The organism is Pseudomonas sp. TH49, from assembly GCF_016650625.1.
Taxonomy (GTDB): domain Bacteria; phylum Pseudomonadota; class Gammaproteobacteria; order Pseudomonadales; family Pseudomonadaceae; genus Aquipseudomonas; species Aquipseudomonas fluorescens_H.
Map to the genome: position 1 here is coordinate 3,533,666 of NZ_JAEKFL010000001.1, position 23,884 is coordinate 3,557,549.

The 23,884-nt window shown below is 59.7% G+C and carries 29 protein-coding genes; 17 read left to right on the top strand and 12 right to left on the bottom strand.

Features of this window, described 5'->3' with window-relative positions:
• Nucleotides 1–6 precede the first annotated feature (6 nt).
• Entirely contained in the window at nt 7–441 is a 435-nt protein-coding gene (locus tag JFU48_RS16060; protein WP_003226822.1) for a DoxX family protein, read from the top strand.
• Nucleotides 442–689: 248 nt separating this feature from the next.
• Nucleotides 690–998 carry a hypothetical protein gene (locus JFU48_RS16065; protein WP_103483841.1) on the top strand — a complete coding sequence of 103 codons (309 nt, stop codon included), beginning with the start codon at nt 690–692 and terminating at the stop codon, nt 996–998.
• A gap of 5 nt (nt 999–1,003) precedes the next feature.
• Here the strand turns inward: JFU48_RS16065 and greB are convergent, their stop codons facing one another.
• The 3 genes from greB to JFU48_RS16080 are packed head-to-tail and all read right to left on the bottom strand — an operon-like array spanning nt 1,004 to nt 4,723.
• Entirely contained in the window at nt 1,004–1,501 is a 498-nt protein-coding gene (gene greB, locus JFU48_RS16070; protein ID WP_003226818.1) for a transcription elongation factor GreB, read from the bottom strand.
• 34 nt (nt 1,502–1,535) lie between these two features.
• On the bottom strand, nt 1,536–4,040 hold the full coding sequence (locus JFU48_RS16075; protein ID WP_201136928.1) for an ABC transporter permease: 2,505 nt from the start codon (nt 4,038–4,040) through the stop codon (nt 1,536–1,538).
• Nucleotides 4,040–4,723 (bottom strand): ABC transporter ATP-binding protein, encoded by a 684-nt coding sequence (locus tag JFU48_RS16080; protein WP_103483839.1) that lies wholly within the window; start codon nt 4,721–4,723, stop codon nt 4,040–4,042. The genes JFU48_RS16075 and JFU48_RS16080 overlap by 1 nt, the downstream gene beginning before the upstream one ends.
• Nucleotides 4,724–4,733: 10 nt before the next feature.
• Here JFU48_RS16080 and JFU48_RS16085 point away from each other — a divergent pair, with 10 nt between their 5' ends.
• The 4 genes from JFU48_RS16085 (at nt 4,734) to JFU48_RS16100 (ending at nt 8,256) form a co-directional block, all read left to right on the top strand.
• Complete coding sequence (locus JFU48_RS16085; RefSeq protein WP_201136929.1) at nt 4,734–5,339, top strand: arylesterase; 606 nt, start codon at nt 4,734–4,736, stop codon at nt 5,337–5,339.
• A 57-nt stretch (nt 5,340–5,396) separates the two neighbouring features.
• Nucleotides 5,397–5,690: a hypothetical protein gene (locus JFU48_RS16090; protein WP_003226812.1), complete on the top strand. Its 294-nt coding sequence runs from the start codon at nt 5,397–5,399 to the stop codon at nt 5,688–5,690.
• Between the two features lie 215 nt (nt 5,691–5,905).
• The gene (locus tag JFU48_RS16095) at nt 5,906–6,877 is read left to right on the top strand and encodes a L,D-transpeptidase family protein (protein ID WP_003226806.1); all 972 of its coding nucleotides are present in this window, start codon (nt 5,906–5,908) and stop codon (nt 6,875–6,877) included.
• Between the two features lie 173 nt (nt 6,878–7,050).
• Nucleotides 7,051–8,256: an ISL3 family transposase gene (locus JFU48_RS16100; RefSeq protein WP_201135813.1), complete on the top strand. Its 1,206-nt coding sequence runs from the start codon at nt 7,051–7,053 to the stop codon at nt 8,254–8,256.
• A gap of 60 nt (nt 8,257–8,316) precedes the next feature.
• Here JFU48_RS16100 and oprI read toward each other — a convergent pair whose 3' ends face one another.
• Nucleotides 8,317–8,568 carry an outer membrane lipoprotei OprI gene (oprI, locus tag JFU48_RS16105; protein ID WP_003199355.1) on the bottom strand — a complete coding sequence of 84 codons (252 nt, stop codon included), beginning with the start codon at nt 8,566–8,568 and terminating at the stop codon, nt 8,317–8,319.
• 635 nt (nt 8,569–9,203) lie between these two features.
• On the opposite strand from oprI, the gene JFU48_RS16110 reads away from it, so the two are divergent.
• Nucleotides 9,204–9,485, top strand: a complete 282-nt coding sequence (locus JFU48_RS16110) for a GNAT family N-acetyltransferase (protein WP_003226804.1) — start codon at nt 9,204–9,206, stop codon at nt 9,483–9,485.
• A gap of 60 nt (nt 9,486–9,545) precedes the next feature.
• Here JFU48_RS16110 and JFU48_RS16115 read toward each other — a convergent pair whose 3' ends face one another.
• Together JFU48_RS16115 and JFU48_RS16120 are read right to left on the bottom strand one after the other, a co-directional pair.
• On the bottom strand, nt 9,546–10,622 hold the full coding sequence (locus JFU48_RS16115) for a 3-deoxy-7-phosphoheptulonate synthase (protein WP_003226802.1): 1,077 nt from the start codon (nt 10,620–10,622) through the stop codon (nt 9,546–9,548).
• Between the two features lie 129 nt (nt 10,623–10,751).
• The gene (locus JFU48_RS16120) at nt 10,752–11,195 is read right to left on the bottom strand and encodes a PilZ domain-containing protein (RefSeq protein WP_003226800.1); all 444 of its coding nucleotides are present in this window, start codon (nt 11,193–11,195) and stop codon (nt 10,752–10,754) included.
• Between JFU48_RS16120 and JFU48_RS16125 the strand changes: the two genes are divergently transcribed.
• From JFU48_RS16125 to cysB, 5 genes are all read left to right on the top strand, one after another.
• Nucleotides 11,194–11,580 (top strand): thioredoxin family protein, encoded by a 387-nt coding sequence (locus tag JFU48_RS16125; protein WP_051018104.1) that lies wholly within the window; start codon nt 11,194–11,196, stop codon nt 11,578–11,580. The genes JFU48_RS16120 and JFU48_RS16125 overlap by 2 nt on opposite strands.
• The gene (locus JFU48_RS16130) at nt 11,581–12,537 is read left to right on the top strand and encodes a putative 2-dehydropantoate 2-reductase (RefSeq protein WP_201136930.1); all 957 of its coding nucleotides are present in this window, start codon (nt 11,581–11,583) and stop codon (nt 12,535–12,537) included.
• Between the two features lie 29 nt (nt 12,538–12,566).
• Entirely contained in the window at nt 12,567–13,472 is a 906-nt protein-coding gene (locus JFU48_RS16135) for a 5'-nucleotidase (protein ID WP_103483836.1), read from the top strand.
• A gap of 97 nt (nt 13,473–13,569) precedes the next feature.
• Nucleotides 13,570–14,073, top strand: a complete 504-nt coding sequence (locus tag JFU48_RS16140) for a universal stress protein (protein WP_103483835.1) — start codon at nt 13,570–13,572, stop codon at nt 14,071–14,073.
• Nucleotides 14,074–14,186: 113 nt separating this feature from the next.
• Nucleotides 14,187–15,161 carry an HTH-type transcriptional regulator CysB gene (gene cysB, locus JFU48_RS16145; RefSeq protein ID WP_007908591.1) on the top strand — a complete coding sequence of 325 codons (975 nt, stop codon included), beginning with the start codon at nt 14,187–14,189 and terminating at the stop codon, nt 15,159–15,161.
• 9 nt (nt 15,162–15,170) lie between these two features.
• On the opposite strand, the gene JFU48_RS16150 is transcribed toward cysB, so the two are convergent.
• Both JFU48_RS16150 and JFU48_RS16155 read right to left on the bottom strand, forming a co-directional pair.
• The gene (locus JFU48_RS16150; RefSeq protein ID WP_201136931.1) at nt 15,171–15,653 is read right to left on the bottom strand and encodes a GreA/GreB family elongation factor; all 483 of its coding nucleotides are present in this window, start codon (nt 15,651–15,653) and stop codon (nt 15,171–15,173) included.
• A 2-nt stretch (nt 15,654–15,655) separates the two neighbouring features.
• Complete coding sequence (locus JFU48_RS16155) at nt 15,656–16,066, bottom strand: hypothetical protein (RefSeq protein WP_201136932.1); 411 nt, start codon at nt 16,064–16,066, stop codon at nt 15,656–15,658.
• Between the two features lie 124 nt (nt 16,067–16,190).
• Here JFU48_RS16155 and earP point away from each other — a divergent pair, with 124 nt between their 5' ends.
• The 3 genes from earP to JFU48_RS16170 all read left to right on the top strand — a co-directional run bounded on the left by earP (nt 16,191) and on the right by JFU48_RS16170 (nt 19,405).
• On the top strand, nt 16,191–17,333 hold the full coding sequence (gene earP, locus JFU48_RS16160) for an elongation factor P maturation arginine rhamnosyltransferase EarP (protein ID WP_201136933.1): 1,143 nt from the start codon (nt 16,191–16,193) through the stop codon (nt 17,331–17,333).
• Between the two features lie 48 nt (nt 17,334–17,381).
• A complete protein-coding gene (locus JFU48_RS16165) occupies nt 17,382–17,951 on the top strand; it encodes an elongation factor P (RefSeq protein ID WP_003226785.1) in 570 nt (189 codons plus the stop codon).
• Between the two features lie 122 nt (nt 17,952–18,073).
• Nucleotides 18,074–19,405, top strand: a complete 1,332-nt coding sequence (locus JFU48_RS16170) for an IS4 family transposase (RefSeq protein WP_201136773.1) — start codon at nt 18,074–18,076, stop codon at nt 19,403–19,405.
• A 171-nt stretch (nt 19,406–19,576) separates the two neighbouring features.
• Here JFU48_RS16170 and JFU48_RS16175 read toward each other — a convergent pair whose 3' ends face one another.
• The 3 genes from JFU48_RS16175 to JFU48_RS16185 all read right to left on the bottom strand — a co-directional run bounded on the left by JFU48_RS16175 (nt 19,577) and on the right by JFU48_RS16185 (nt 21,820).
• A complete protein-coding gene (locus tag JFU48_RS16175) occupies nt 19,577–19,996 on the bottom strand; it encodes an organic hydroperoxide resistance protein (protein WP_003226782.1) in 420 nt (139 codons plus the stop codon).
• Between the two features lie 326 nt (nt 19,997–20,322).
• Nucleotides 20,323–20,790, bottom strand: coding sequence for a MarR family winged helix-turn-helix transcriptional regulator (locus tag JFU48_RS16180; protein WP_045122569.1), 468 nt, complete (start codon nt 20,788–20,790; stop codon nt 20,323–20,325).
• 73 nt (nt 20,791–20,863) lie between these two features.
• Nucleotides 20,864–21,820 carry a LysR family transcriptional regulator gene (locus JFU48_RS16185; protein WP_201136934.1) on the bottom strand — a complete coding sequence of 319 codons (957 nt, stop codon included), beginning with the start codon at nt 21,818–21,820 and terminating at the stop codon, nt 20,864–20,866.
• 109 nt (nt 21,821–21,929) lie between these two features.
• Here JFU48_RS16185 and JFU48_RS16190 point away from each other — a divergent pair, with 109 nt between their 5' ends.
• Nucleotides 21,930–22,679 (top strand): TSUP family transporter, encoded by a 750-nt coding sequence (locus tag JFU48_RS16190; protein ID WP_201136935.1) that lies wholly within the window; start codon nt 21,930–21,932, stop codon nt 22,677–22,679.
• On the opposite strand, the gene JFU48_RS16195 is transcribed toward JFU48_RS16190, so the two are convergent.
• Nucleotides 22,669–23,523, bottom strand: coding sequence for a LysR substrate-binding domain-containing protein (locus JFU48_RS16195; RefSeq protein ID WP_025113145.1), 855 nt, complete (start codon nt 23,521–23,523; stop codon nt 22,669–22,671). The genes JFU48_RS16190 and JFU48_RS16195 overlap by 11 nt on opposite strands.
• A gap of 97 nt (nt 23,524–23,620) precedes the next feature.
• Here JFU48_RS16195 and JFU48_RS16200 point away from each other — a divergent pair, with 97 nt between their 5' ends.
• Complete coding sequence (locus JFU48_RS16200) at nt 23,621–23,836, top strand: DUF1127 domain-containing protein (RefSeq protein WP_003226778.1); 216 nt, start codon at nt 23,621–23,623, stop codon at nt 23,834–23,836.
• The last annotated feature ends 48 nt before the right edge of the window (nt 23,837–23,884 follow it).

A 23,884-nucleotide genomic window follows, 5' to 3' on the forward strand; every position in this document is an offset into this window, starting at 1 on the left:
ACCCACATGAGCTCTCTGATCAACAAGGTACTGTTCACCCGCGCCGGTTACGGCCTGACCATTCTGCGTATCGCTGTTGGCGTGATCTTCGCCGCCCACGGTTCGCAAAAGCTGTTTGGCCTGTTTGGTGGTTACGGTCTGGCGGGGACTGCGCAGTACATGGACAGCCTCGGTCTGCACCCGGGTTACCTGATGGCCACGCTGGCCGGCGGCACCGAGTTCTTTGCCGGTCTGGCGCTGATCATCGGCCTGCTGGTGCGTCCGGCGGCGCTGGGTCTGACCTTCCTGTCGCTGGTGGCGATCTTCACCGTTCACATCAGCAACGGTCTGTTCATGGCCAACAACGGTTACGAATTTGCTCTGGCGCTGCTGGGTGGCAGTCTTGCGGTGATGATCGAAGGCGCCGGCAAACTGTCGGTGGATCGCGCCATCGCCGGTTGAGCGCTCTGGCTCAAGCAAAAGGCCCGCATTGTGCGGGCCTTTTTTGTTGCGGCCGATTCTTGACACTCATCGGTCACGTTATCTAGGATGTTGCTCATGCGCCGATTTAAACAGCTACTTGCGGGGCGCCAGGTGACTTCTACAGTTGCCGTCAGAAGCCGGAACAGGGCTTCGAAATACCGCTAAAGCGCTGGTTCGGTGTTGCCTCTCACCTGCCATGCAGACTTTTGAGGCAGAGACACGACACGATGAATGCACTACGCCCTCCAGCACGTCCCGCGCCGATCACGGCTCATATCACCCAGCGCAACCCAAAAATCCTGCTTGGCGGCAAACACCAGCCGACGCTGTTGCGTTATCTCGATGGCTGGCCACGTCGCAGCGGCGGTCCTGCCGCGTTCCTGATCCAGTTCGTTGAAGACGGCGAGTCGCTGGCGCGGTTTGCCAGTGACAGTTTTGATCTGGCAGTGATTCAGGCACCGACCCAGGAAGACGCCCCGGAAATGATCAAGCAACTGGTCCGCGTTGCGCGGCAGGGTTTGATCACCCGCCGCTGAAACGCTCAGGGATAGTCGATCGCCACGATATAGACAAATTGCTCACCGGTGGGCGTCTGCACCCGGACTTCAGCGTCCAGCGCTTTGCCGATCAAGGCGCGGGCCAGCGGTGAGTCGATGCTGATCAGGCCGAGTTTCAGATCCAGTTCATCCGGGCCGACGATGCGGTAGCGCGACTGCTTGCCGTCTTCGTCCTCGATGGTCACCCAGGCGCCAAAGTAGACCTTGTTCGGATCGCTGGGTTTTTCGCTGACGACCTTCAAGGCTTCGAGCCGCTTGGTGAGAAAACGCACGCGGCTGTCGATCTCGCGCAGCATTTTCTTGCCATAGGTGTACTCGGCGTTTTCCGAGCGATCACCCTGGGCCGCTGCCTCGCTGACTGACTGCGTCACCTGCGGGCGGCGCACATGCCACAGCTCATGGAATTCGGCGCGCATCCGCGCTTCACCTTCTGGGGTGATCAGCGCGGTGCCGGCGGTGCGGGGAGGGCGATAACGGCTCATGGCGGCTTCTTGTGGTGACGAAGACAGGAGTCTATCAACCCTCGCGCAGGACTGTCAGCGGACTCGCATTCAACGCCCGGCGTGTGCCGAATACACCCGCACCACCAATCAGTACGGCGCCGATCAATGGCAGCACCAGCAACCATGGATGTGGATGCCACGGCAGATCGAACGCATAGCGATACAGCACCAGGCTCACCACCTCCGAACCAATGGCTGCCAGCAAACCGCTGACCGCCCCGAGCAAGCCGAACTCGATGCGCCGGGCCTTGACCAGCAACTGCCGTTGCGCCCCCAGCGCACGTAACAGCGCGCCTTGGCGAATGCGTTCATCCAGGGTTGCCTGCAAGCCGGAGAACAGCACGGCCATCCCCGCCGCCAACACAAACAACAACACGTATTCCACCGCCAGGGTGACCTGGGCGAGGATGCTGCGCAGTTGTTCCAGCAAGGCTTCGACCTGAAGGATGGTCACCGCTGGGAATGCCCGCGACAACTCGACGATCTGCTGATCGTGACCGGGTGCCAGATAGAAACTGGTCAGGTAGGTTGCCGGCAGATCCTTCAGGGTGCCGGGCTGGAAGATCATGAAGAAGTTCGGCTGGAAGTTGTCCCAGTTGATCTCGCGCAGGCTGGTGACTTTCGCTTCACGATTGACCCCGCCCACGCTGAACACCATGTGATCGCCGAGTTTGAGCTTGAGGCTTTCGGCGACTTTGCCTTCAACTGAAACGCCAGGCACGTCATCCGAGGGTTGCTCGGTCCACCAGGTACCGGCGGTGAGCTTGTTGCCGGCCGGAAGGTCAGCCGCCCAGGTCAGGCTCAAGTCACGCTGCACCGCGCGGTCGCCGGCCGAATCCTTGCTGACGATCTGCTGCACCGGTTCGCCATTGATGCTGATCAGCCGTCCCGGCACCACTGGATATAGCGGCGCCGCTTGTGCGGACACCTTGATCAAATGATCGGTGAAGGCTTGTTTGTCCGCCGGCAGGATGTTCAGGGCGAAGTAGTTGGGGGCGTTTTTCGGCAACTGGTTTTGCCAGGTGTCGAGCAGCTCACCGCGCAGCAGAGCGATCAGCGCCATCGACAGCAGGATCAACCCGAATGCCAGCGCTTGCCCGGCCGCCGCCAGCGGATGACGTAGCAACTGACCCAGACCTAGGCGCCACGGCAGAGGCGCACGGGCGAGCATCCGCCGCAGGCTGTTGAGCAACAACAGCAGCAAGCCTCCCAATAGCAGCGCAGCGACCACACCACCGCCCAGCAGGGCGAAAGTCAGCAACAGATCCAGACTCAGGCGCCACATGATCAGGCCCAGCGCACCCAGCGCTGCGCCATAAACCATCCAGGTGCTCGACGGAATCGGCAGCATGTCGCGACGCAATACGCGCAGCGGTGGTACCCGGCCCAGCGCGGCGAGCGGCGGCAGGGCGAAACCGGCCAGTGCCACCAGCCCGGTGCCGATCCCGGCGAGCGCCGGAAACAGGCCGCCCGGTGGCACATCGGCGGGTAGCAGATCATGCAACAGAGCGAACAGTCCCAGTTGCGCCAGCCAGCCGAGCACGGCACCACTGAGGGCGGCGAACAGGCCCAGCACGGTCAGCTGAATACTGAACAGCAGCATGGTTTCCCGACGCGACAGGCCAAGGCAGCGCAACAGCGCACTGGCATCGAAGCGGCGGCTGGCGAAGCGGTTGGCCGATAACGCTACGGCCACGCCGGCCAGCAACACCGCGACCAGACTGGCCATGTTCAGATAACGCTCGGCCTTGCCCAGTGCACCGCCAATCTGCCGATTGCCGTCGCGCGCATCTTCGATTCGCTGGTTGGCCGCCAACCCCGGTTTGATCAGTTGCCGGTAGGTCTCCAGCGCCTGCGGTTGACCGCGCCACAGTTCGCGGTAGCTCACACGGCTACCGGGCTGCACCACGCCGGTGGCTGCGAGGTCGTCGAGGTTGATCATCACCCGAGGCGTGAGGCTGTAGAAGTTGCCGGCGCGATCCGGTTCGTAGGTCAGCACGCGGGTCAGCTTCAGGGTTTTCATGCCGACGTCGATGCTGTCGCCGATCTTCAGATCCAGGGCGGTCAGCAGACGTGCTTCGACCCAGGCTTCACCGGGTTGCGGTTCGCCGCCGGCTGTTTCAACGGCAAACGGGGCCGGGGCGCTTTTCAGTTCGCCGCGCAGTGGGTAGGCGCGGTCGACGGCTTTGATGCTCGATAACTGAATACCGTTGTCAGTGGCGATTACGCTGGAAAATTCCACCACCTGCGCATGATTCAGGCGCAGCTCGGTGCCGCTGCGGATCTGTTCGTCGCGGGCCGGCGAGCTGCCCTCAAGCACCAGGTCGGCGCCAAGGAACTCGGTGGCGCGCAGCATCATTGCGCCGTTGAGGCGGGCGCCGAAGTAGCCGATGGCGGTACTCGCCGCGACCGCCACCACCAGCGCGAAAAACAACACTCGCAATTCCCCGGCGCGGGCATCGCGCATGAGTTGACGTAGCGCGAGACTGAACAGACGCAACAGCGGCAGACGTGCCATCAAGGCTCCAGAGGGGCGACCAGCAGCCCGGCTTCAAGTCGGATCAGACGCCGGCAGCGATGGGCCAGGCGTTCGTCGTGGGTCACCAGCACCAGGGTGGTGCCGCGCTCCTTGTTCAATTCAAAGAGCAAATCGCTGATGCGCTCGCCGGTGTGGCTGTCGAGGTTGCCGGTGGGTTCGTCGGCGAACAGCACGTCCGGCTCGGCAGCGAAGGCCCGGGCAATCGCCACGCGCTGTTGTTCGCCACCGGAGAGCTGGCGCGGCGAGTGCGTCAGGCGCTGGCCGAGGCCGACCCGTTGCAGCAGTTCAGTAGCGCGCTCACGGGCGTCTTTGCGGCCATCGAGTTCCAGCGGCAGCATGACGTTTTCCAGCGCGTTGAGACTGTCGAGCAACTGGAATGACTGAAAGACGAACCCCACGTGTTCGGCACGGATGCGCGCGCGCTGGTCTTCGTCGAGGTTGCCCAGGGATTGCCCGGCGAGGATGACTTCGCCGCTGCTTGGCAGGTCGAGGCCGGCGAGCAGGCCGAGCAAGGTGGATTTGCCGGAACCGGACGCGCCGACGATGGCCAGGCTGTCGCCCTTGTTCAGTTCCAGGCTGAGTTCGTGCAGGATAGTCAGTTCACCTTCCGCGCTGGGAACCACTTTGCTGAGGTTCTTCGCGGTGAGAATGCTTGCGCCCATGGAGAATCCGATGCGTGTTTGGTTTTTGAGTGCTGGCCTGGCCTTGATGTGCATGGTCCAGAACGCAGCGGCGGGTACTGTCCTGATCGTTGGCGATAGTATCAGCGCCGGTTTCGGACTGGATACCCGCCTGGGGTGGGTATCGCTGCTCGAGCAACGGCTCAAGCAGGAGGGTTTTGACGACAAAGTGGTCAATGCCTCCATCAGTGGCGACACCAGTGCCGGAGGCCAGGCACGCCTGCCGGCGCTGCTTGCAGAGCACAAGCCGGAACTGGTGATCCTCGAGCTCGGGGGCAATGATGGCCTGCGCGGAATGCCGCCAACGCAATTGCAACAAAACCTTGCGGCGATGATCGACAGCTCGCGTCAGAGCGGCGCCAAGGTGCTGCTGCTGGGCATGCAATTACCGCCCAACTACGGCAAGCGTTACATCGATGCCTTCGCCGAGGTCTATGGCAACGTTGCGGACGAGAAAAAGATCCCGCTGGTGCCGTTTTTCCTCGACGGCGTGGGCGGGCATCCCGATCTGATGCAAGCCGATGGTCTGCACCCGGCAGCCGGGGCTCAGGGCAAGTTGCTGGAAAATGTCTGGCCGACGCTAAAACCGCTGTTATGAGGCTTTTCTAGCGGCAGGCTTTCGGCTAATGTGGCGCCCCCTTATTTGGAGCCCCCGATGCCGCGTCCTGCCTGGTCCCTGTTTGCCTACCAACTGATCGAGCCTGACGAACAGCTGGATCTGTTCGCCTGCCAGGAAGTGCGGGTGCATCTGGTGACCCGTCAACTGGAACTCGGTGGCTCGGCAGACCGCACGTTGTGTGGCAGTCTGCTGCCGGCACAACCGCGCTGGTCGAGTGTGGATCGCCGAGTGTTCCAGGATCAGCGCCTGTGTTCGTTGTGCCGGGCGATTCTTGAGTCGCAGAAACGCGGCACCTCGCCGATCTGGCCAGAGTTGCGTTTCGAGCTCTGATCTGCCCGGTCAGAAATCCCTTGTGGGAGCGGGCTTGCTCGCGAATGCGGTGTCTCATTCAACGAATGCCTTGCCTGACACGCCGCATTCGCGAGCAAGCCCGCTCTCACCCAAAGCACCTTGTCGCCTGCAGCAGGGTGGTCTCCCCGAATGCCTTGGGCGCGGTGTACAATCGCGCTCTTATACCCTTGTTGATCATGCGAAGGATTTTCCGGATGTTGCCGCGCTTTCCTGCCGTCACCCGCTGCCTGTCACTTGCCGCCCTGTGTGTGGCCGGTCCCGTTGCTGCATTGGAGTTTCCCCTGCCACCACCCGGTGAGGACATCATCGGCCAGGTGCAGGTGATCAAGGCCAAGTACGAAGATACCTTCGCTGACCTGGGCACCACCTACGATCTGGGTTATTCGGAAATGGTCGCGGCCAACCCGGGCGTTGACGCCTGGCTGCCGGGCGCCGGTACCGAAATCGTCCTGCCGACCCGCTTCATTCTGCCGCCGGGTCCGCGCGAAGGCATCGTGATCAACCTCGCCGAGTACCGCCTCTACTACTACCCGAAAGGCCGGAACGTGGTGTACACCTTCCCGCTGGGGATCGGGCGTGAAGGTTGGGGGTCGCCGATCGCGCATACCACCATCACCGCGAAGACACCGAACCCGACCTGGACGCCTCCGGCGTCGATCAAGGCCGAGCACGCTGCTGATGGTGATCCGCTGCCGAACGTAGTGCCGGCCGGTCCTGACAACCCGCTGGGCCCGTTCAAGTTCAGTCTCGGCACGCCGGGTTACCTGATCCACGGTTCGAACAAGAAGTTCGGCATCGGCATGCGTACCAGCCATGGTTGCTTCCGCATGTTCAACAACAACGTGCTGGAAATGGCTGCAATGGTGCCGGTCGGCACCTCGGTGCGCATTCTCAACGACGCGTACAAGTTCGGTCGCAGTGGCGGCAAGGTGTATCTGGAAGCGCACACGCCGATCGATGACAAGGGCAACCCGTCGGTGGTCGACAAGCACACGGCGGTCATCAATGCGATGCTCAAGCGTGAGGATATTGCCAATAACGTGCGGGTGAATTGGGATGTGGTGCGCGATGTAGTCGCGGCTGAAGACGGCTTGCCTACCGAAATCGGTACGCCGGGTGCGGCAGCGCCGATGGTTTCGAGCACACCGATCGACCTGCAGCAGTAAGTTCGATCCAGACCCGCCGATGCGTGAAGCGTCGGCGGGTTTTTTATTGCCCGGACAAAAGTACCGGCCATAAAAAAGGTTCTTCACGGAATCCCGGGAAACACAGAAACAAGAACGCCGATTTGATTGATGATGTTCGTGCGAGCAAACACATCTAACAAACCGGCGTTCTTATGCGCGATATTAATACTTTCCTTCCTTTTTGGGAGGGCTTTTCTGTTGTCACGATCAAGCCTGATGGCGACGCGCTTCAGATCGACCTGATTCCCCACGCCACCCGATTCCCTTCCTGTAGCGGCTGCCAAAAAACCTGTTCAACCACGCATGAGTATTGCGAGCGAACCGTCCGCGATTTACCGATTCTCGGCCGTGCGGTGCGCCTCAGCGTGTTGCTCAGGCGTGTTGTCTGTCGTGACTGTGGTAAACGTATGGAGGCCGTCAGTTGGCTGGACCGCTATGCCCGCATGACGCGGCGTTTGGCCGAGGCGGTCATTCAGGCCTGCGAACGCCTCCCCACACTGCATGTGGCTCAACTGTTCGGGTTGCATTGGGACACCGTTCGGTTGCTGGAGCGTCGAGCCTTGCAAGCGGCGTTGAGCGTTTTGCCAAAGGCGCAACCGCGACGTCTGGTGATGGACGAATTCGCCCTGTTCAAAGGTCATCGTTACGCCAGCGTGGTGCTGGATGCGGATACACGCCGCGTGCTGTGGATCGGTGAAGGCCGCAGCCGAGCAGCGGTCAGGCCTTTCTTCGAAGAATTGGGGCCAGAGGGTTGCGCTCGCATCGAAGCGGTGGCGATGGACATGAACACCGCTTTTGACCTGGAGGTTCGTCAGCACTGTCCCAACGCGCGAGTGGTCTACGACCTCTTCCATGTGGTGGCCAAATATGGCCGAGAGGTGATTGATCGGGTTCGCGTCGACGAGGCTAACCGGTTGCGTCACGACAAGCCGGCCCGCAAGGTTATCAAGCAGGCGCGATGGCTGTTGCTGCGCAATCCGCAGAACTTGAAAACGCCGGAACAACAGGTCCGCCTGGAGGATCTGCTGGCGGCCAACCAAGCGTTGATGACGGTCTATTTGATGAAGGCTGAACTCAAAACACTCTGGACTCCGAGTACTGCCTGGGGTTGGCGAGCGGCCTGGAAGCAATGGCTGCGCCATGCGCATGAAAGCGAAATTCCAGCTCTGATCCAGTTCGCCACACGGCTAAAGGGTTACTGGCGGGGCATCGTGAGCCGGGTTCGCTGGCCGATGCACACCGGTCAGTTGGAAGGAATAAACAATCGAATAAAGGTCATCAAGCGGATGGCGTACGGTTACCGGGATAGCGAATTCTTTTTCATGAAGATCAAGAGCGTCTTTCCCGGTAATCCGTGAAGAACCATAAAAAAGCCGACCCAAAAAATGGGTCGGCTTGATAACAATCCCGAGGGATTATTACTTGCGGCTAGCTTTGTCCAGCATGCGCAGAGCACGCTCGTTAGCTTCGTCAGCAGTCTGTTGTGCTTTTTGAGCAGCAGCCAGAGCTTCATCAGCTTTACGGTAAGCTTCGTCTGCACGAGCCTGGGAGCGAGCAGCTGCGTCTTCAGTAGCGGTCAGACGTGCTTCGGTTTCTTTCGATGCGCTGCTGCAACCGGTAGCCAGAACTGCGGCCAGAGCCAGAGCAGAGAATTTCAGAACGTTGTTCATCGTGTTCCCCTTCAAGGACTTTCAATTAAGTGGCTTTCTCCTCCGATTGAGGAAATAGCCGGCGTACATACTACCCATTACTTGTAGTAAGTAAACTGACCTAACGCAAGAAGCAAAAAAAATTGTAGGCGCTGATTCTTTTTCGAGCAACTTTTAACTGGGGTGTATAAAAAATATCCAGCTGCAAGCCCCGGCTTGAGCGTGTTAATGAGAAAAAGTTCCCTTGGTCCGATGCTGTTTCTGCGTCTTGCACCAAGTCTGCCTAGATGAATTCGTCTACACTTTTGTTCCGATTTTGCATGACGCCTCACATATCTTTGTCGCTCTTGAGGTGACTTTAAAGAAGCGCCCGCGTCTTAAGTCTCGACATTCGGCAATGTTCCGGTGAGCGCTTCGGGAAGATCTTCCCCGCGCCCGCCGCTGCGTCCATCGAAGTCACCCGGTCAACGAGCACGATGACGAGCGCACCTTGAGCATTTTCGCCAATGGTGCCTACTATTTATCACGTGCTCGGTTGCGCGAGATCGGTGTGGTTTTTCTCGGTGTCCATCAGGCACGGGGTGGCGTAGATGTTCCTTCGCCGGAAAAACATCGGTAAGGTAGGGGTCAGAATTCAAGACCCGCGAGGAGTAGTGATGAGCGAGGCGTTGTCCATCCACCATGACCAGGCTGGTCATCAGTTCGAGACCAATGTGGACGGTCATCGTGCCTACCTGACCTATATGGATCTGGGGAAACAGACCCTGGATATCTATCGCACCTTCGTGCCCAACGCCCTGCGCGGTCGAGGCATTGCAGCTGCGCTGACCGAAAGTGCGCTGCAGTACGCCGAAGAAATGGGCTACACGGTGATCCCGTCGTGCTCCTACGTCGAGCGCTACATGGAACGTCATCAGCGTCGCGCCGCCAAGATCTGAATCGCACACACAAAAACGCCGGGCAATGCCCGGCGTTTTTTTATGCCTGTGAAACGCTGATCAGCTGCGCTGACGCTTCGGCAGAACATCCTTGAGCTTGGCGTGCATGCTGCGCAGGGTGTTCTCGGTGGCGGACCAGTCGATGCAGGCATCGGTGATCGACACGCCGTATTGCAGGTCGGCGAGGTCTTTCGGGATCGCCTGGCAGCCCCAGTTCAGGTGACTCTCGACCATCAGGCCGATGATCGACTGGTTGCCTTCGAGGATCTGGTTGGCGACGTTCTCCATCACCAGCGGTTGCAGGGCCGGGTCCTTGTTGGAGTTGGCGTGGCTGCAATCGACCATGATGTTCGGCTTGATCTTCGCCTTGTTCAGCGCCTGCTCGCACAGGGCGACGCTGACCGAGTCGTAGTTCGGCTTGCCGTTGCCGCCACGCAGCACCACGTGACCGTAGGCGTTGCCCTTGGTGGTGACGATCGACACGCCACCTTCCTGGTTGATCCCCAAGAAGCGGTGCGGGCTGGAAACCGACTGCAGGGCATTGATCGCCACGGTCAGGCCGCCATCAGTGCCGTTCTTGAAGCCGACAGCCGAGGACAGACCGGAAGCCATTTCACGGTGGGTCTGCGATTCGGTGGTACGCGCGCCGATGGCCGACCAACTGATCAGATCCTGCAGGTACTGCGGGGAGATCGGGTCGAGGGCTTCGGTGGCGGTCGGCAGGCCTTTCTCGGCCAGGTCCAGCAGCAACTGGCGACCGATGTGCAGGCCGTCCTGAATCTTGAACGAGTCATCCAGGTACGGATCGTTGATCAGGCCTTTCCAGCCGACGGTGGTCCGTGGCTTCTCGAAATACACGCGCATGACCAGATACAGGGTGTCGGAGACTTCCTCCGCCAGCACCTTGAGGCGATCGGCGTATTCGTGGGCAGCCTTGATATCGTGGATCGAGCACGGGCCGATCACTACGAACAGACGGTGGTCGGTGCCATCAAGAATGTTGCGAATGACTTCGCGGCCCTTGGTGACGGTGCGCAGCGCAGCATCGCTCAGAGGGATATCACGCTTGAGCTGATCGGGAGTGATCAGGGTCTCGTTAGAGGCGACGTTTAGGTCGTTGATCGGTAAATCAGCCATCGTTTACTCGTCAGGTCACGGGTGCCGGCCGCCAGCGATCCCCGCGCGGCGGAGCACAGCAGATTTAAGCGCGTCGGGGAGCCGAACCTTAGCGCGTCAGACGCGGCTCGACAATGGGCAAGCGCCGCTTTAATCCAGCACTGGCTGGGCAAAAGCCTTGCGCACGCTATCGTGGGAGAACTCGTCGGCGTGTTGTTCGACCCATTGCAGGGCCAGCGCCTGGATATCCTGCAGATCGTCGTGGGCCTCGTTCATGCGGCAATAACGCTCGATCTGGCACACCTGTTCGCCCATTCGGGCGCTGAACAGCGTCTGCTCATCGGTGAATGCGATCCCCACCAGATAGCCCTTCTTGCGCCGCAGGCACCACGCGACATAGCCCGGATAACAGATCTCGGCATTGAGTGTCGGCATGCGCACTTGCAGCGCCGTGCCGTGGCGCCACGCGCGGTGATAATTGCAAGCGATCCCGCCGAGGCTGATAGTGTGCAGCTGTTGCCTGGAAATACACTCGGGCTTGAGCAAGGTTAATTCAACCGGCACTTCGTCCGGATGAGGAATGAAACGTCCCATGAGCACAGACTCCCTGTGTCGGCCATTTGACATTGTTTCCCCCAGTATAGTGGTCGAATCCGAGCTGACCGATTTCGACGCCGACCAGCGGTTGCTGGCGATGAGCGGCGTTTCGCTGGTGATTTTCACCAGTGTCGGGTGTTCCAGCTGCCGCTATGCCAGAGAGGTTTTGCCGGGGTTCGAGCTGGCGGTTGATCGCCTGTGCTGGATCGATGCCGGCAACAACGGCGGGTTGGTGGAGCGTTATCAGGTCTTTCATTTGCCAGCGCTGTTTGTAGTGCGCGACGGCGAGTTCTTTGGGGCATTGCACACGCGCCTGACCGCCGATGCGCTGAACGCAGCAGTGGCGCAGGCGCTGGGTCGAATTGCAGAGGAGTTGCCATAGATGGTGGGAGCAGACAACAGACCGGTGATCGGGATTATCGGCACCGGTGCAATTGGCGGGTTCTACGGTTTGATGCTGGCGCGGGCCGGTTTCGATGTGCACTTTTTACTGCGCAGTGAATTCGCCGCAGTGGCCGAACGTGGTTTGCAGGTGGACAGTGCCGTGCATGGCACGCTGACGTTGAACCCGGTGCAAGCCTATGCCAATGCCGAGGACATGCCTGCCTGCGACTGGTTGCTGGTCGGCGCCAAGACCACCAGCAGCACCGGCCTGGCCCCGGCGATCATTGCCGCGGCCAGGCCCGGCGCGAAAGTGCTGGTGCTGCAAAACGGTCTGGACGTCGAAGACAGCCTGCGCGAGTTGTTGCCCGACTCCCTGCATCTGCTCGGTGGCCTGTGTCTGATCTGCGTGCATCGCGAAGGTCCCGGGCACATCACCCATCAGGCGCTGGGGGCGGTGAACATCGGCTATCACAGTGGCCCGGCGGCAGGCGACGCGGCGCGCCTGGCGCTGGTCGAGGAGGGCGCCAGTCTGTTCCGCGCGGCCGGTATCGATTCGCAGGCGATGCCCAATCTGCAACAGGCACGCTGGCAGAAACTGGTCTGGAATATTCCCTATAACGGTCTCTCGGTGCTGCTCGGTGCCGGCACCACGCCGCTGATGGCCGACGCGGACAGTCGCGCGCTGATTCAGGCGTTGATGGCCGAAGTGGTGCAGGGCGCCAAGGCTTGTGGTCACGACATGCCGCCCGGTTACGCCGAGTACCTGTTCATGATGACCGAAAAAATGCCCGACTACTGGCCGAGCATGTACCACGATTTCCTGCACAAGCGGCCGCTGGAACTGGAGGCGATTTATGCCCGGCCACTGGCTGCGGCCAAAGCCGTGGGGTTCGAATTGCCGCGGATCGAGGCGCTGTATCGCACGTTGAGTTTCATCGACCGACGCAACACCTGAGTCGGTTTTCTGGGGGAGTGGGGGAAGGCATGGCCAAGAACATCGATGACAAACTGGTGCTGGCGATTTCGTCTCGTGCCCTGTTCGACCTGAGCGAGAGTCACAAGGTCTACTTGGCGAGCGGTGTCGAAGCCTATCGGCAATATCAGATCGAACACGAAGACGAGATCCTCGCGCCCGGTGATGCCTTTCCTCTGGTGGAAAAACTCCTCAGCCTCAACAGTCGCCTCGACCGCGCCCGGGTCGAGGTGATTCTGGTTTCGCGCAACAGCGCCGACACCGGCCTGCGCGCCTTCAATTCGATTCACCACTATGGACTGGATATCTCGCGGGCGGCATTCGTCGGCGGGCGCAGTCCGTATCCCTACCTCAAGGCTTTTGGCTGTGACTTGTTCCTGTCGACGCACGCAGAAGACGTGCGCGCCGCGCTGGACGCCGGTTTTGCCGCCGCGACGATTCTCTCCGGTGGCGCCAGTCGTGCCGCCAGTGACGAACTGCGCATCGCCTTCGACGGCGACGCGGTGCTGTTTTCCGATGAGTCCGAACGCGTATATCAGTCCGGCGGGCTGCTGGCGTTTCAGGCCAAGGAACGTGAATCGGCGCGCGAGCCGTTGCGCGGTGGGCCGTTCAAAGGTTTTCTGGCGGCGCTCAATGCGCTGCAACGCGAGTTCCCCGAGGACGACTGCCCGATCCGCACGGCGCTGGTCACCGCGCGTTCGGCACCGGCACATGAGCGGGTGATTCGTACATTGCGCGAGTGGGACATCCGCCTCGACGAGTCACTGTTCCTTGGCGGGCTGACCAAATCGGCGTTTCTCGAAGCCTTCGCTGCCGATGTGTTTTTCGACGATCAGGCCGGCCACTGCGAGGCCGCCCGCGAAGTGGTCGCCACCGGTCACGTACCGCACGGCATCAGCAACGAACCATCGATCTAAAGCCCCTGTGCTTCAAGACGTTGCGTCGCACGTCGTACTCGCCAAGGCACTGCTAAGCTGAATCAATCTCCGCCATGTTGGCACGCGAGGAGGTCATATGATTCGTTCGATGCTGTATGCCACTGACCTCGGTCTGTACGCACCTTTAGTGATGCAGCATGCCCTGGCACTGGCGCGGACATTCAATGCCGACTTGTATGTGGTGCATGCAGTGGAACCCATGGGACTGTTCGCCGAATCGGTGTTGCAGAGCTATCTCGACGAACAGGCATTGAACGAATTTCACAGTCAGGGTCTGAAAACAGTCATCGCCAGTATCGAGCAACGGGTGCTGGACAGTTTTCGCGAAGAATTGGGGGAGGACGGCGAACAGGATCTGCAGCGGATTCGTGCGGTACGGGTACTGCAGGGCGATCCGTCGCAGGTGATTCTTGACCAGGTGGAGAAACTCTCTGTGGATTTGCTGATCGTAGGCACTCACAGCCACGGTGTCGGGGCTGAAACGCCTTTGGGGCGTACGGCGACCCGGGTCCTGCAATTGGCCAAGGTGCCGGTTTATCTGGTGCCGTTGGTGGAGCGCCGGCGTCGGGAGGATCGCTGAAGCGGGAATAATGGCGTTTTGATAAAAAAGTTCTAGATTTATTCATCAAACCATTAATATAGTTATATACCGTCGCTGATGCCCGTGGCGTCTACCTGCTTTGAGGGATACATATGAAGCTTCAACAATTGCGCTACATCTGGGAAGTGGCGCACCACGACCTCAACGTTTCCGCTACAGCCCAAAGCCTTTACACCTCGCAACCGGGTATCAGTAAACAAATCCGCCTGCTGGAAGACGAACTCGGCGTTGAAGTGTTTGCCCGCAGCGGCAAGCACTTGACCCGCGTCACCCCGGCCGGCGAGCGCATCATCACCACCGCAGGGGAAATCCTGCGCAAGGTCGAAAGCATCAAGCAGATTGCCCAGGAATTCTCCAACGAGAAGAAAGGCACCCTGTCGATCGCCACCACCCACACCCAGGCGCGTTATGCATTGCCGCCGGTGATCAGCAATTTCATCAAGCAATACCCGGACGTGGCGCTGCACATGCACCAGGGTTCACCGATGCAGATCGCCGAGATGGCCGCTGACGGCACCGTCGATTTCGCCATCGCCACCGAAGCGCTGGAACTGTTCGGCGATCTGGTGATGATGCCGTGCTATCGCTGGAACCGTTGCGTGGTCGTGCCGCAGGGGCACCCGCTGACCAAGCTGCCGAAGCTGACCCTTGAAGCGCTGGCCGAATACCCGATCGTGACGTACGTGTTCGGTTTCACTGGCCGTTCGAAACTCGACGAAGCCTTCAGCCATCGCGGCCTGACGCCGAAAGTGGTGTTCACCGCTGCCGATGCCGACGTGATCAAAACCTACGTGCGTCTGGGTCTGGGTGTGGGCATCGTCGCCAAGATGGCGGTCGACACCAAACTCGATAACGACCTGGTGGTGCTGGATGCCAGCGAACTGTTCGAGTCGAGCATTACCAAGATCGGTTTCCGTCGCGGTACTTTCCTGCGTGGTTTCATGTGCGACTTCATCGAGAAGTTTGCCCCGCACCTGACCCGCGAAGTCATGGCCAAAGCCATCCAGTGCCACAACAAGCAGGAACTGGAAGAGCTGTTCGACGGCGTCGAACTGCCGGTCCACTAAGACCCTGCCTCAAAGCACCTCGGTGACAGCGAACTGTTGCCGGGTGCCCGCCACCAGAATCTCCACCTCATCGCCCTCGAACTTGCCCAGCAGGCTTTTGCCCAGCGGCGAGCGCGGGGTGATGACGGTAATCGGCTGACCCACCACATCGACTTTCAGGCCCGCCGCATCCGGCGCCAGAAACAGCCATTGCTCGCGACCCTTTTCGTCTTCCAGGCCGAGCAGGGCGCCGATCTCGATGCCGCGATTTTCGTCATAGGCGCGCAGTGTCAGGTTCTGGCACAGCGTCAGTGACTGGCGGATTTCCTCGACCCGTTTCGCCTGACCTGCTGCCAGATAGGAAGCCTCAAGTCCGAGGGTGTCGTACTTGTTCTCGGCGATGTTCTCTTCGTGAGTCGCGGTTTCGTAAGCGGTCTGCGCGGCGCGCTCGGCGATGTCGAGGTCGACGCGCAGTTTGTCGAGGATCAGTTGGTGGACGGTGTGTTTGTTCATGATCAATCGCAGAATTGCAAAACGTTGGCGCGGCTCTTCTCGCTCGGCGCGGTCTGGTCCTGTTGCAGCCAGAACTGGCACTTGGGATTCGACTGGTTGCGACTGCTGTTGCGTGCCTGATCCAGGCGATTCTGCTGTTCGTTCTTGCGCAGGTTCTCTTCGTACTGCTCGAACAGCGGACTCTGTGGCGGAATGTCCGGTTGTACCTGGACGGCCGCCGGGGGCTTGGCCAGTTGCTGCACGGCCTGAGCGACAGGCGCCAGTTGCTCGGTAAATACAAAGCGTGAAAGCAACCAGCAGGTCAAGGCAATGGCCAGAAAGCCCAGCCACATGCCCAGGGCAATGCTGCCGGTCAGTCGCAGCGCGCTAAGCTGAACAGGCAAGGGACGACGCGGGGTGGGGCGATAGGGCATGGCTGCCTCCTGGCGGATGATTACGGGCAAGTCGCGATTGTCGCACGAAGATTAATCGCCGTCGGCTCTTCTGCGCGAGGTCATTTATGCGGACAATCAGCCCTTTTGCCAACGGGAGTCTTGCATGTCGGTACCGAAAACCCGCTGGGATATTTTTTGCACCGTGGTCGACAACTATGGCGACATCGGTGTGACCTGGCGTCTTGCCCGCCAACTGGTGGCCGAGCATGCGCTGGCGGTGCGTCTGTGGGTCGATGACCTGCGCGCCTTCGAACGTATCTGCCCCGAGATCGACATCAACCTTGCCCAGCAATCGCAGCAGGGCGTCGAGGTGCGGCACTGGCCGAGCGACTGGCCGCAAACGGAAGCCGCCGATGTGGTGATCGCCGCATTTGCCTGTCAGTTGCCACCGGCGTACATGGACGCCATGGCCGAGCGGCAACGGCCGCCACTGTGGATGAACCTCGATTACCTCAGCGCCGAAGACTGGGTAACCGGTTGTCATGGCTTGCAGTCGGTGAAGTACAAGTCGGTACAGAAATTCTTTTTCTTTCCCGGATTTCAGCCGGGGACCGGCGGCCTGCTGCGTGAACGCGGTCTGCTCGAGCGTCGTCGGCATTTTCAGCAGGATGCCGCTGCACAGCGACAATTCCTGCAAGGCCTGGGTGTCGATCGCGCAGCGGATTCGCAGCTGATCTCCTTGTTTGCCTACGAAAATGCCGGGCTGGCCAGTTGGCTGGATGTGCTGGCGGCCGATAGCACACCGACCCATTTGCTGGTGCCGGAGGGGCGGATTCTCGGTGATGTCGCGCGCTGGCTCGGAGTCGATTCGCTGGCCGTCGGCGATTTGAACGTGCGTCAGGCGCTGACGGTGCAGGTGCTGCCGTTCGTCCGTCAGGATCAATACGATCAGTTGCTGTGGTGCTGCGATTTCAACGCGGTGCGCGGGGAAGACTCGTTCGTCCGCGCACAGTGGGCCGGGCGACCGATGCTCTGGCACATCTATCAGCAGGACGAAGACATCCATCTCGACAAGCTCGACGCCTTTCTCGCGCTCTACACCAAAGGGCTTTCACCGGCCGCTGCCGAGGCGATCAACGGTCTGTGGCGGGCCTGGAGCGCCGGACAACCGATTGGCGAGCACTGGCTGGAGGCCCGTAAACACTGGTCGCAATTGCAGGACAACGCCGAAGCATGGTGTCTGGAACAAGGCTTGCAGGCGGATCTTGCCACGGCGCTGGTAAGGTTTTACCTAAATTGGATATGATACGCGGCCTAGATTTTTGTAAATCCCATCCAAATTCGGATATTCGCAATGAAAACTGGTAAAGAACTCAAACCCGGTACCGTGATCCGTATCGACAACGATCCTTGGCTGGTTCAGAAAGCTGAATTCACCAAATCGGGCCGTAACAGCGCGATCATGAAGACCAAGCTGAAGAACCTGCTGACCGGTTACAAGACCGAAACCGTTTACGGTGCGGACGACAAGCTGGACGACGTGATCCTCGACCGCAAAGAAGCGACCCTGTCCTTCATCAGCGGCGACACCTACACGTTCATGGACACCACTGACTACACCATGTACGAACTGAACGCCGAAGACATCGAAAGCGTTCTGCCTTTCGTTGAAGAAGGCATGACCGACGTTTGCGAAGCCGTGTTCTTCGAAGAGCGTCTGGTTTCCGTAGAACTGCCGACCACCATCGTGCGTCAGGTTGACTACACCGAAGGTTCCGCTCGCGGTGACACTTCCGGCAAGGTGATGAAGCCTGCCAAACTGAAGAACGGTACCGAGCTGTCGGTTGCTGACTTCATCGAAATCGGCGACATGATCGAGATCGATACCCGCGAAGGCGGTTCCTACAAAGGCCGTGCCAAATAAGCACTGCTTTTCGCGGAAAGAAAAAGCCCGACCATTGAGTCTAATGCTGTTCACTTAAGCATTTGAGTCTCAGCAGGGCTTACTTGAAAATCCGATGCCAGACCTCTGGCATCGGATTTTTTATGTCTGTTCAGCAAGACCTGCTCGACCTTGGCGATCTTTTTAACTTCTGCGATCTGAGTACCTTTACCCAACATATTCCGGTTGAGTGGGTAGCGTCTGCACTGGATCTCTCCAGTCAGGCGACCATTCGCCGACGTCGCTTGCCCGCCGATCAAGTGCTTTGGCTGGTACTCGGCATGGCGCTGTTTCGTGACGAGCCGGTCCACGAAGTGGCCAGGCGTTTGAACATTTGTGCCCAAGGGCTGGCCTCTGACCAGCTATTAGCACGAAGCGGTGTAACCGAAGCGCGTAAGCGGCTCGGTGCCGATCCTGTTGAATGGTTATTTCGCAAGACAGGTCATCAATGGGGCGCGGAGCGTTATACCGATGATGCTTGGCAGGGCCTGCAAGTGTTTGCAGTGGACGGTGCGCTTTTGCGTACTCCGGATACGCCCGAACTTCGAGATCATTTCGGGTCGGGAAACACCCGGACCGAGCGCCAGACTCCGTTCCCCATGCTGCGCTTGGTGGCGTTGATGAATGTGCGTTCGCACGTAATCCTGGATGCCCAATTGAGCCCTTACCGACGCAGTGAAATGCGCTTGGCCGACGAGTTTTTGCAGCAGGTTCCCGATCACTCGGTGACGTTATTCGATAAAGGGTTCTGGGGTGCCGAACTACTGTCGAATCTGAATAAAGCCGGTACACATCGGCACTGGTTGATTCCAGCCAAAAAAGGCACGGTTTGTGAGGAAGTGGCTCGTTACAACCCGCATGATCGCCTGGTGCGCATGAAGGTCTCACCGCAAGCCAGAGCCCGAAATCCGGCCCTCTCAACACATTGGGAGGCCCGCGAAGTCAGCTATGAAATTCAAGGCAAACTCAAGACAGTCATGACGTCACTGCCGGCGAGCACCTACAGCACCGAAGCCGTTGCCCGGCTTTATCAGGAACGCTGGGAAATCGAGTTAGGCTTCAGAGACATCAAAAGCTCAATGCAGCAGAACGCAGTGACCTTGCGTAGCAAAAAAGTCGACTTGATCTATCAGGAAGTCTGGGGACTGTTGCTGGCTTACAACGTGGTTCGTCGGGAAGCCAGTCAAGCGGCAGTTGCATTGGGTCGCCTCCCTTCGGACATCCGCTTCAAACCAGCCTGTCAGTACATCGCGGTCCAACTGATCGTAATGGCAGCAGCCAATCCGATTTCAGCGACAGGGAGGCGGCTATCAGAGTTGAGGGCAGGTATTGGAGGATTGTTTCTGGATCACCGCCCAAGGCCTTCAAGACCTAGGACGGTGAAAATTTCAAAGACCCGGTTTCCTGTGGATCGTAAGGCTGCTCCACTTAAGTGAACAGCATTACGACCATTGAGTCGGGCTTTTTTGTGCCTGCGATTTCACGTTTACCGCTGAACCCTGTGGGAGCGGGCTTGCTCGCGAATTCGGTGTGTCATTCAACGAACAGGTTGTCTGATCGGGCCTGTTCGCGAGCAAGCCCGCTCCCACAGTGGTTTGGTGTTGTTCTCAAACGGTGGTGTGCAGACGCACTTCAACATTGCCGCGAGTGGCGTTGGAGTACGGGCAGACCTGGTGCGCCGCTTCGACCAGGCTCTGTGCATCCGCTTGCTCCAGGCCTGGCAGGCTGATGTGCAGATCGATATCGAGACCGAAACCGCCAGGGATCTGGCCGATACCGACGTGGGCGGTGATCGAGGCGTCGTCGGGGATTTTGCGTTTGGTCTGGCTGGCAACGAATTTCAGTGCGCCGATGAAGCAGGCCGAATAGCCGGCAGCGAACAGTTGCTCAGGGTTGGTCGCTGCACCACCAGCACCGCCGAGTTCTTTCGGGGTAGCGAGTTTGACGTCGAGGATGTTGTCGCTGGAGATCGCACGACCATCACGGCCGCCGGTGGAGGTTGCGATTGCGGTGTAGAGAGTTTGCATGGTGTGAGCCTCGTCGAGTTTTTTTATTTGCGCTAATTGTTTGCGCGCTAAGTAAGTGCGAGGTGAATGTAGCTCGCTAATGTTTAGCGCGCAAGATAATTTTTGAGAAAGCTGAATCTCGGTCCTTTAAAGGCACTGTCGATCAGCTTGAAAGTGAAGATTTAGAGCGGATGTGGGGGGCGGCGGGGGCTGAAGAATATTTTCCTGGTGAACCGATCCTTTGTAGGAGTGAGCCTGCTCGCGATAGCGGTGGGACAGGCAATACGCAAGCTGACTGAACCACCGCTATCGCGAGCAGGCTCACTCCTACAAGGGGGGCAGCGCTGTTATCCGGTCAGGCTGTCTTGCAGATGACTGCGCAGCACTTGCAGTTCCGCTTGCAAATTTTGCAGGCGCTCGACGGTAAAACCACTGGCGCCGAGGATGCACTGCGGAACACTTTTGGCTTGCTCACGAAGAGCGCGGCCCTGCGCGGTCAGTTCGACGATCACCACCCGTTCGTCTTCACGGCTGCGGGTTCGACTGAGCAGACCTTCGCCTTCCAGACGCTTGAGCAACGGCGTCAGCGAGCCTGGATCGGTCAGCAACCGTGTGCTGATTTCGCCCACGGTCAAACCGTCCTTTTCCCACAGCACCATCATCGCCAGATACTGCGGGTAGGTCAGGCCCAGCGCTTGCAGCAGGGGCTTGTAGACCTTGGTCATCATCAGCGAAGTGGAGTGCAGGGCGAAGCAGGCCTGGTTATCCAGCAGCAGGTGATCGCAGTTGTCGGGGGTGTCGCGTTCGGTGGTCATGGCAACGCCTTGTTCGATGATGGGCTTGAATCTAGCGCCCGAATGTTTAATGCGCCAGATAATTATCCAGAATCTAGTGCCGGCCCAGCTCTCGCTGTAGCGCCAGATCCCACGGCGGCACCGGGCTGAAACGGGTCTTGAGATATTCCAGAAGCAAACGGCTGCGCGAGTTGGTTTGCTGTTCCATGCGCAGCGCATAGATACCGGTGGTTTCCGGTTGTGGCAGGCCGGTCTCGCAGAACAGCGGCAGCAACTCTCCGCGCAGCAGGTACTCACTGGCCAGCCAGGTCGGCAAATGCGCGATGCCCAGCCCGGCCAGTGCGCCGCACACCAGGGCTTCGGCATTGTTGGCGCTCATGCGGATTCGTGAGGGGCGATGCAGTTGCATTTGCCCGTCCAGCTCGAAGCGCCAGGCGAAGGGCGGGGCGAGGCCTTCCCAATCCAGTCCGTCGTGTTCGCTCAACTGCGCAGGATGGCTCGGCGCGCCACGGCGTTTGAGGTAGTCGGGGCTGGCGCAGGCGATGCGCACCATGCTCGCCAGCGGGGTGGCGACCAGCCGCGTATCGGCCATTTGCCCGGCGCGCAGCACCAGATCAACTTTTCCCAGATTCGAGCCGTGCATGTCGATGAAGCTGTCGATCAGGTGCAACTGCACATCCAGCCCCGGGTACAGCACCAGAAAGTCGGCGATGACCGGCGCGAGATGGCGGCGACCGAACGCAGCGGGGGCATCGATGCGGATCAAGCCTTCCGGCGCACTGCTCAACGACACCGCTTCGGCACGGGCCAGTTGCAGTTCGCTGACGATACGTCGCGCCCGCTCGGCAAACGCCAACCCGGCCGGGGTTGCCCGTACAGCGTGGGTGCTGCGGATGAACAACTGGCTACCGACGGCGCTTTCCAGGCTATCAATGCGCCGCGCAATGGCGGAAGGCGTCAGCGGATGACGACGGGAAACCGCGGAAAAACTGCCGCTTTCCAGAACATCGAGAAATAAGCCGAGCTGATCGGTCAACTGATTGGGATTCATGAGAATTCAATGCTTGTGCGAATTTGGCATAGCCATTGTGCGTTGCTGTGCGTTTCCCCGCCAGCCTGTACTGCGTAGGATGAATCGCCTGACGGATGAGGAAATCGCTGTGATCGAGTTTTTGTTGTACCTGCTGTTTGGCGCGGCCCTGGGCACACTGGGCGGGATATTTGGCATCGGCGGTGGTTTGATCGCCATTCCGCTGCTGGGTGTGTGGTTCGGCCTGGATCAACAGATCGCCCAAGGCACGGCGCTGGTGATGGTGGTGCCGAACGTGATGCTGGCGCTGTGGCGTTATCACCAGCGCAATCGCATCGAACTGCGCCATGCGCTGCCGCTGGCGGTCATGGGCTTCTGCTTTGCGTGGATCGGCTCGATCTGGGCGGTGGGCATCGATGCGCAAACCATGCGCATCGGCTTTGTCGCGTTCCTTGTGTTGCTCTCGGCGTACAACCTGCTGAAGATGTTCGGTAAAAAAACCGCGGTGACCTCCGAGATGCGTTACTCATGGCCATGGCTGGGTGTGCTCGGCGCAGCGTCGGGGACCATGGGAGGCTTGTTCGGCGTTGGCGGGGCCGTGGTGGCGACGCCCGTGCTGACCAGTCTGTTCGGCACCACGCAAGTGGTTGCCCAAGGCCTGTCGCTGGCGCTTGCATTGCCGAGCACCGGCGTGACGCTGGTGACCTACGCGGTGCATCACGAAGTGGACTGGATGATCGGTCTGCCGCTGGCCATCGGCGGTCTGGCCAGCATCAGTTGGGGCGTGAAAATCGCCCACGCGATGCCGGAAAGGCTCTTGCGCGGGCTGTTCTGCGGTTTTCTGGTGCTGTGTGCGGTGATGCTCGCCTTTAAAGTTTGAAGCCTTCGACGATGTGCTCGGCGAGGCATTCGGTGATCGGCGACGGATTGTTCAGGTTGCGGATCAGCATGATGCTGGCCTCGGGCAGCAATGGCAGGTCCTCGGCGGCGCCGAGAATGCGCATGTCCGGGGTGATCAGGCTCTCCAGTTGCGCGGTGATCGCCAGACCCGCGCTCACCACCGCCATCAGCGCCGACAGGCTGGTGCTGTTGTAGGCGATGCGGTAGTCGCGGCCCATCGCGTCCAGCGCATTGCACGCCCACAAGCGGCAGAAACAATCACTGTTGAACATCGCCAGTGGCAGCGGCGTCTGCTCGTGGGCGCTGAAGTTTTGCGCTTCGGCCCAGACGAATCGCTCCTTGCGCAGCAACTGGCCGATCTCGTTGCCCGGCTCGCGGGTGACGATCGACAAATCCAGATCGGTGCGTTGCAACAGCTGTTTGCTGGACTCGCAATGCACTTCGATCTGAATCAGCGGATAGAACTGGGCGAATCGCGACAGGATTCCCGGCAGAAACCGCATCACGTAGTCGTCCGGCGTACCGATGCGCACGGTGCCGACCATGTGTGGCTCGCGCAAAGTGTTGAACACTTCGCTGTGCAATTTCAGGATGCGCCGCGCATAGCCGAGCAGCACCTGGCCTTCGGCGGTCAGGCGTACCTGGCGGCCATCGCGCTCGAACAGCTGGCGTTGCAGAACGTCTTCTTCCAGACGCTTCATCTGCATGCTCACGGCCGATTGCGTGCGGTTGACCATCTCGCCAGCGCGGGTGAACCCGCCTTGGTCGGCGATTGCGACGAAGGTGCGCAGGACATCGGTATCGATACTGGGATAGGCCGACAATTCATCAATCTCCGAGATGCATGGCATCAGAAACATTCGTTGGATTGATCTTAGCTCCGGGGCGAGACTTTAGTCATCCCACATGGAGGGCAACACGATGAAAGGTCAAAAAGTCTATGTCAGTGATGAAAGAGTGCCGGTGCACCTGATCTCGGATCTGCTGCACAAGTTTAGCCGCTGGTACGAATTGCACCGTGAACGTGAGCTGCTTGCCAGTCTGAGTGACGAAGCGTTGAAGGACATCGGGGTCAGCCGCGCTGACGTTGAACACGAGGCCATCCGGCCGTTCTGGGACGATCCGATGCATAAATGATGAGGGTATCGCTACACAAACCCCTTTTGACTGAGGTAGGTTGCGAGC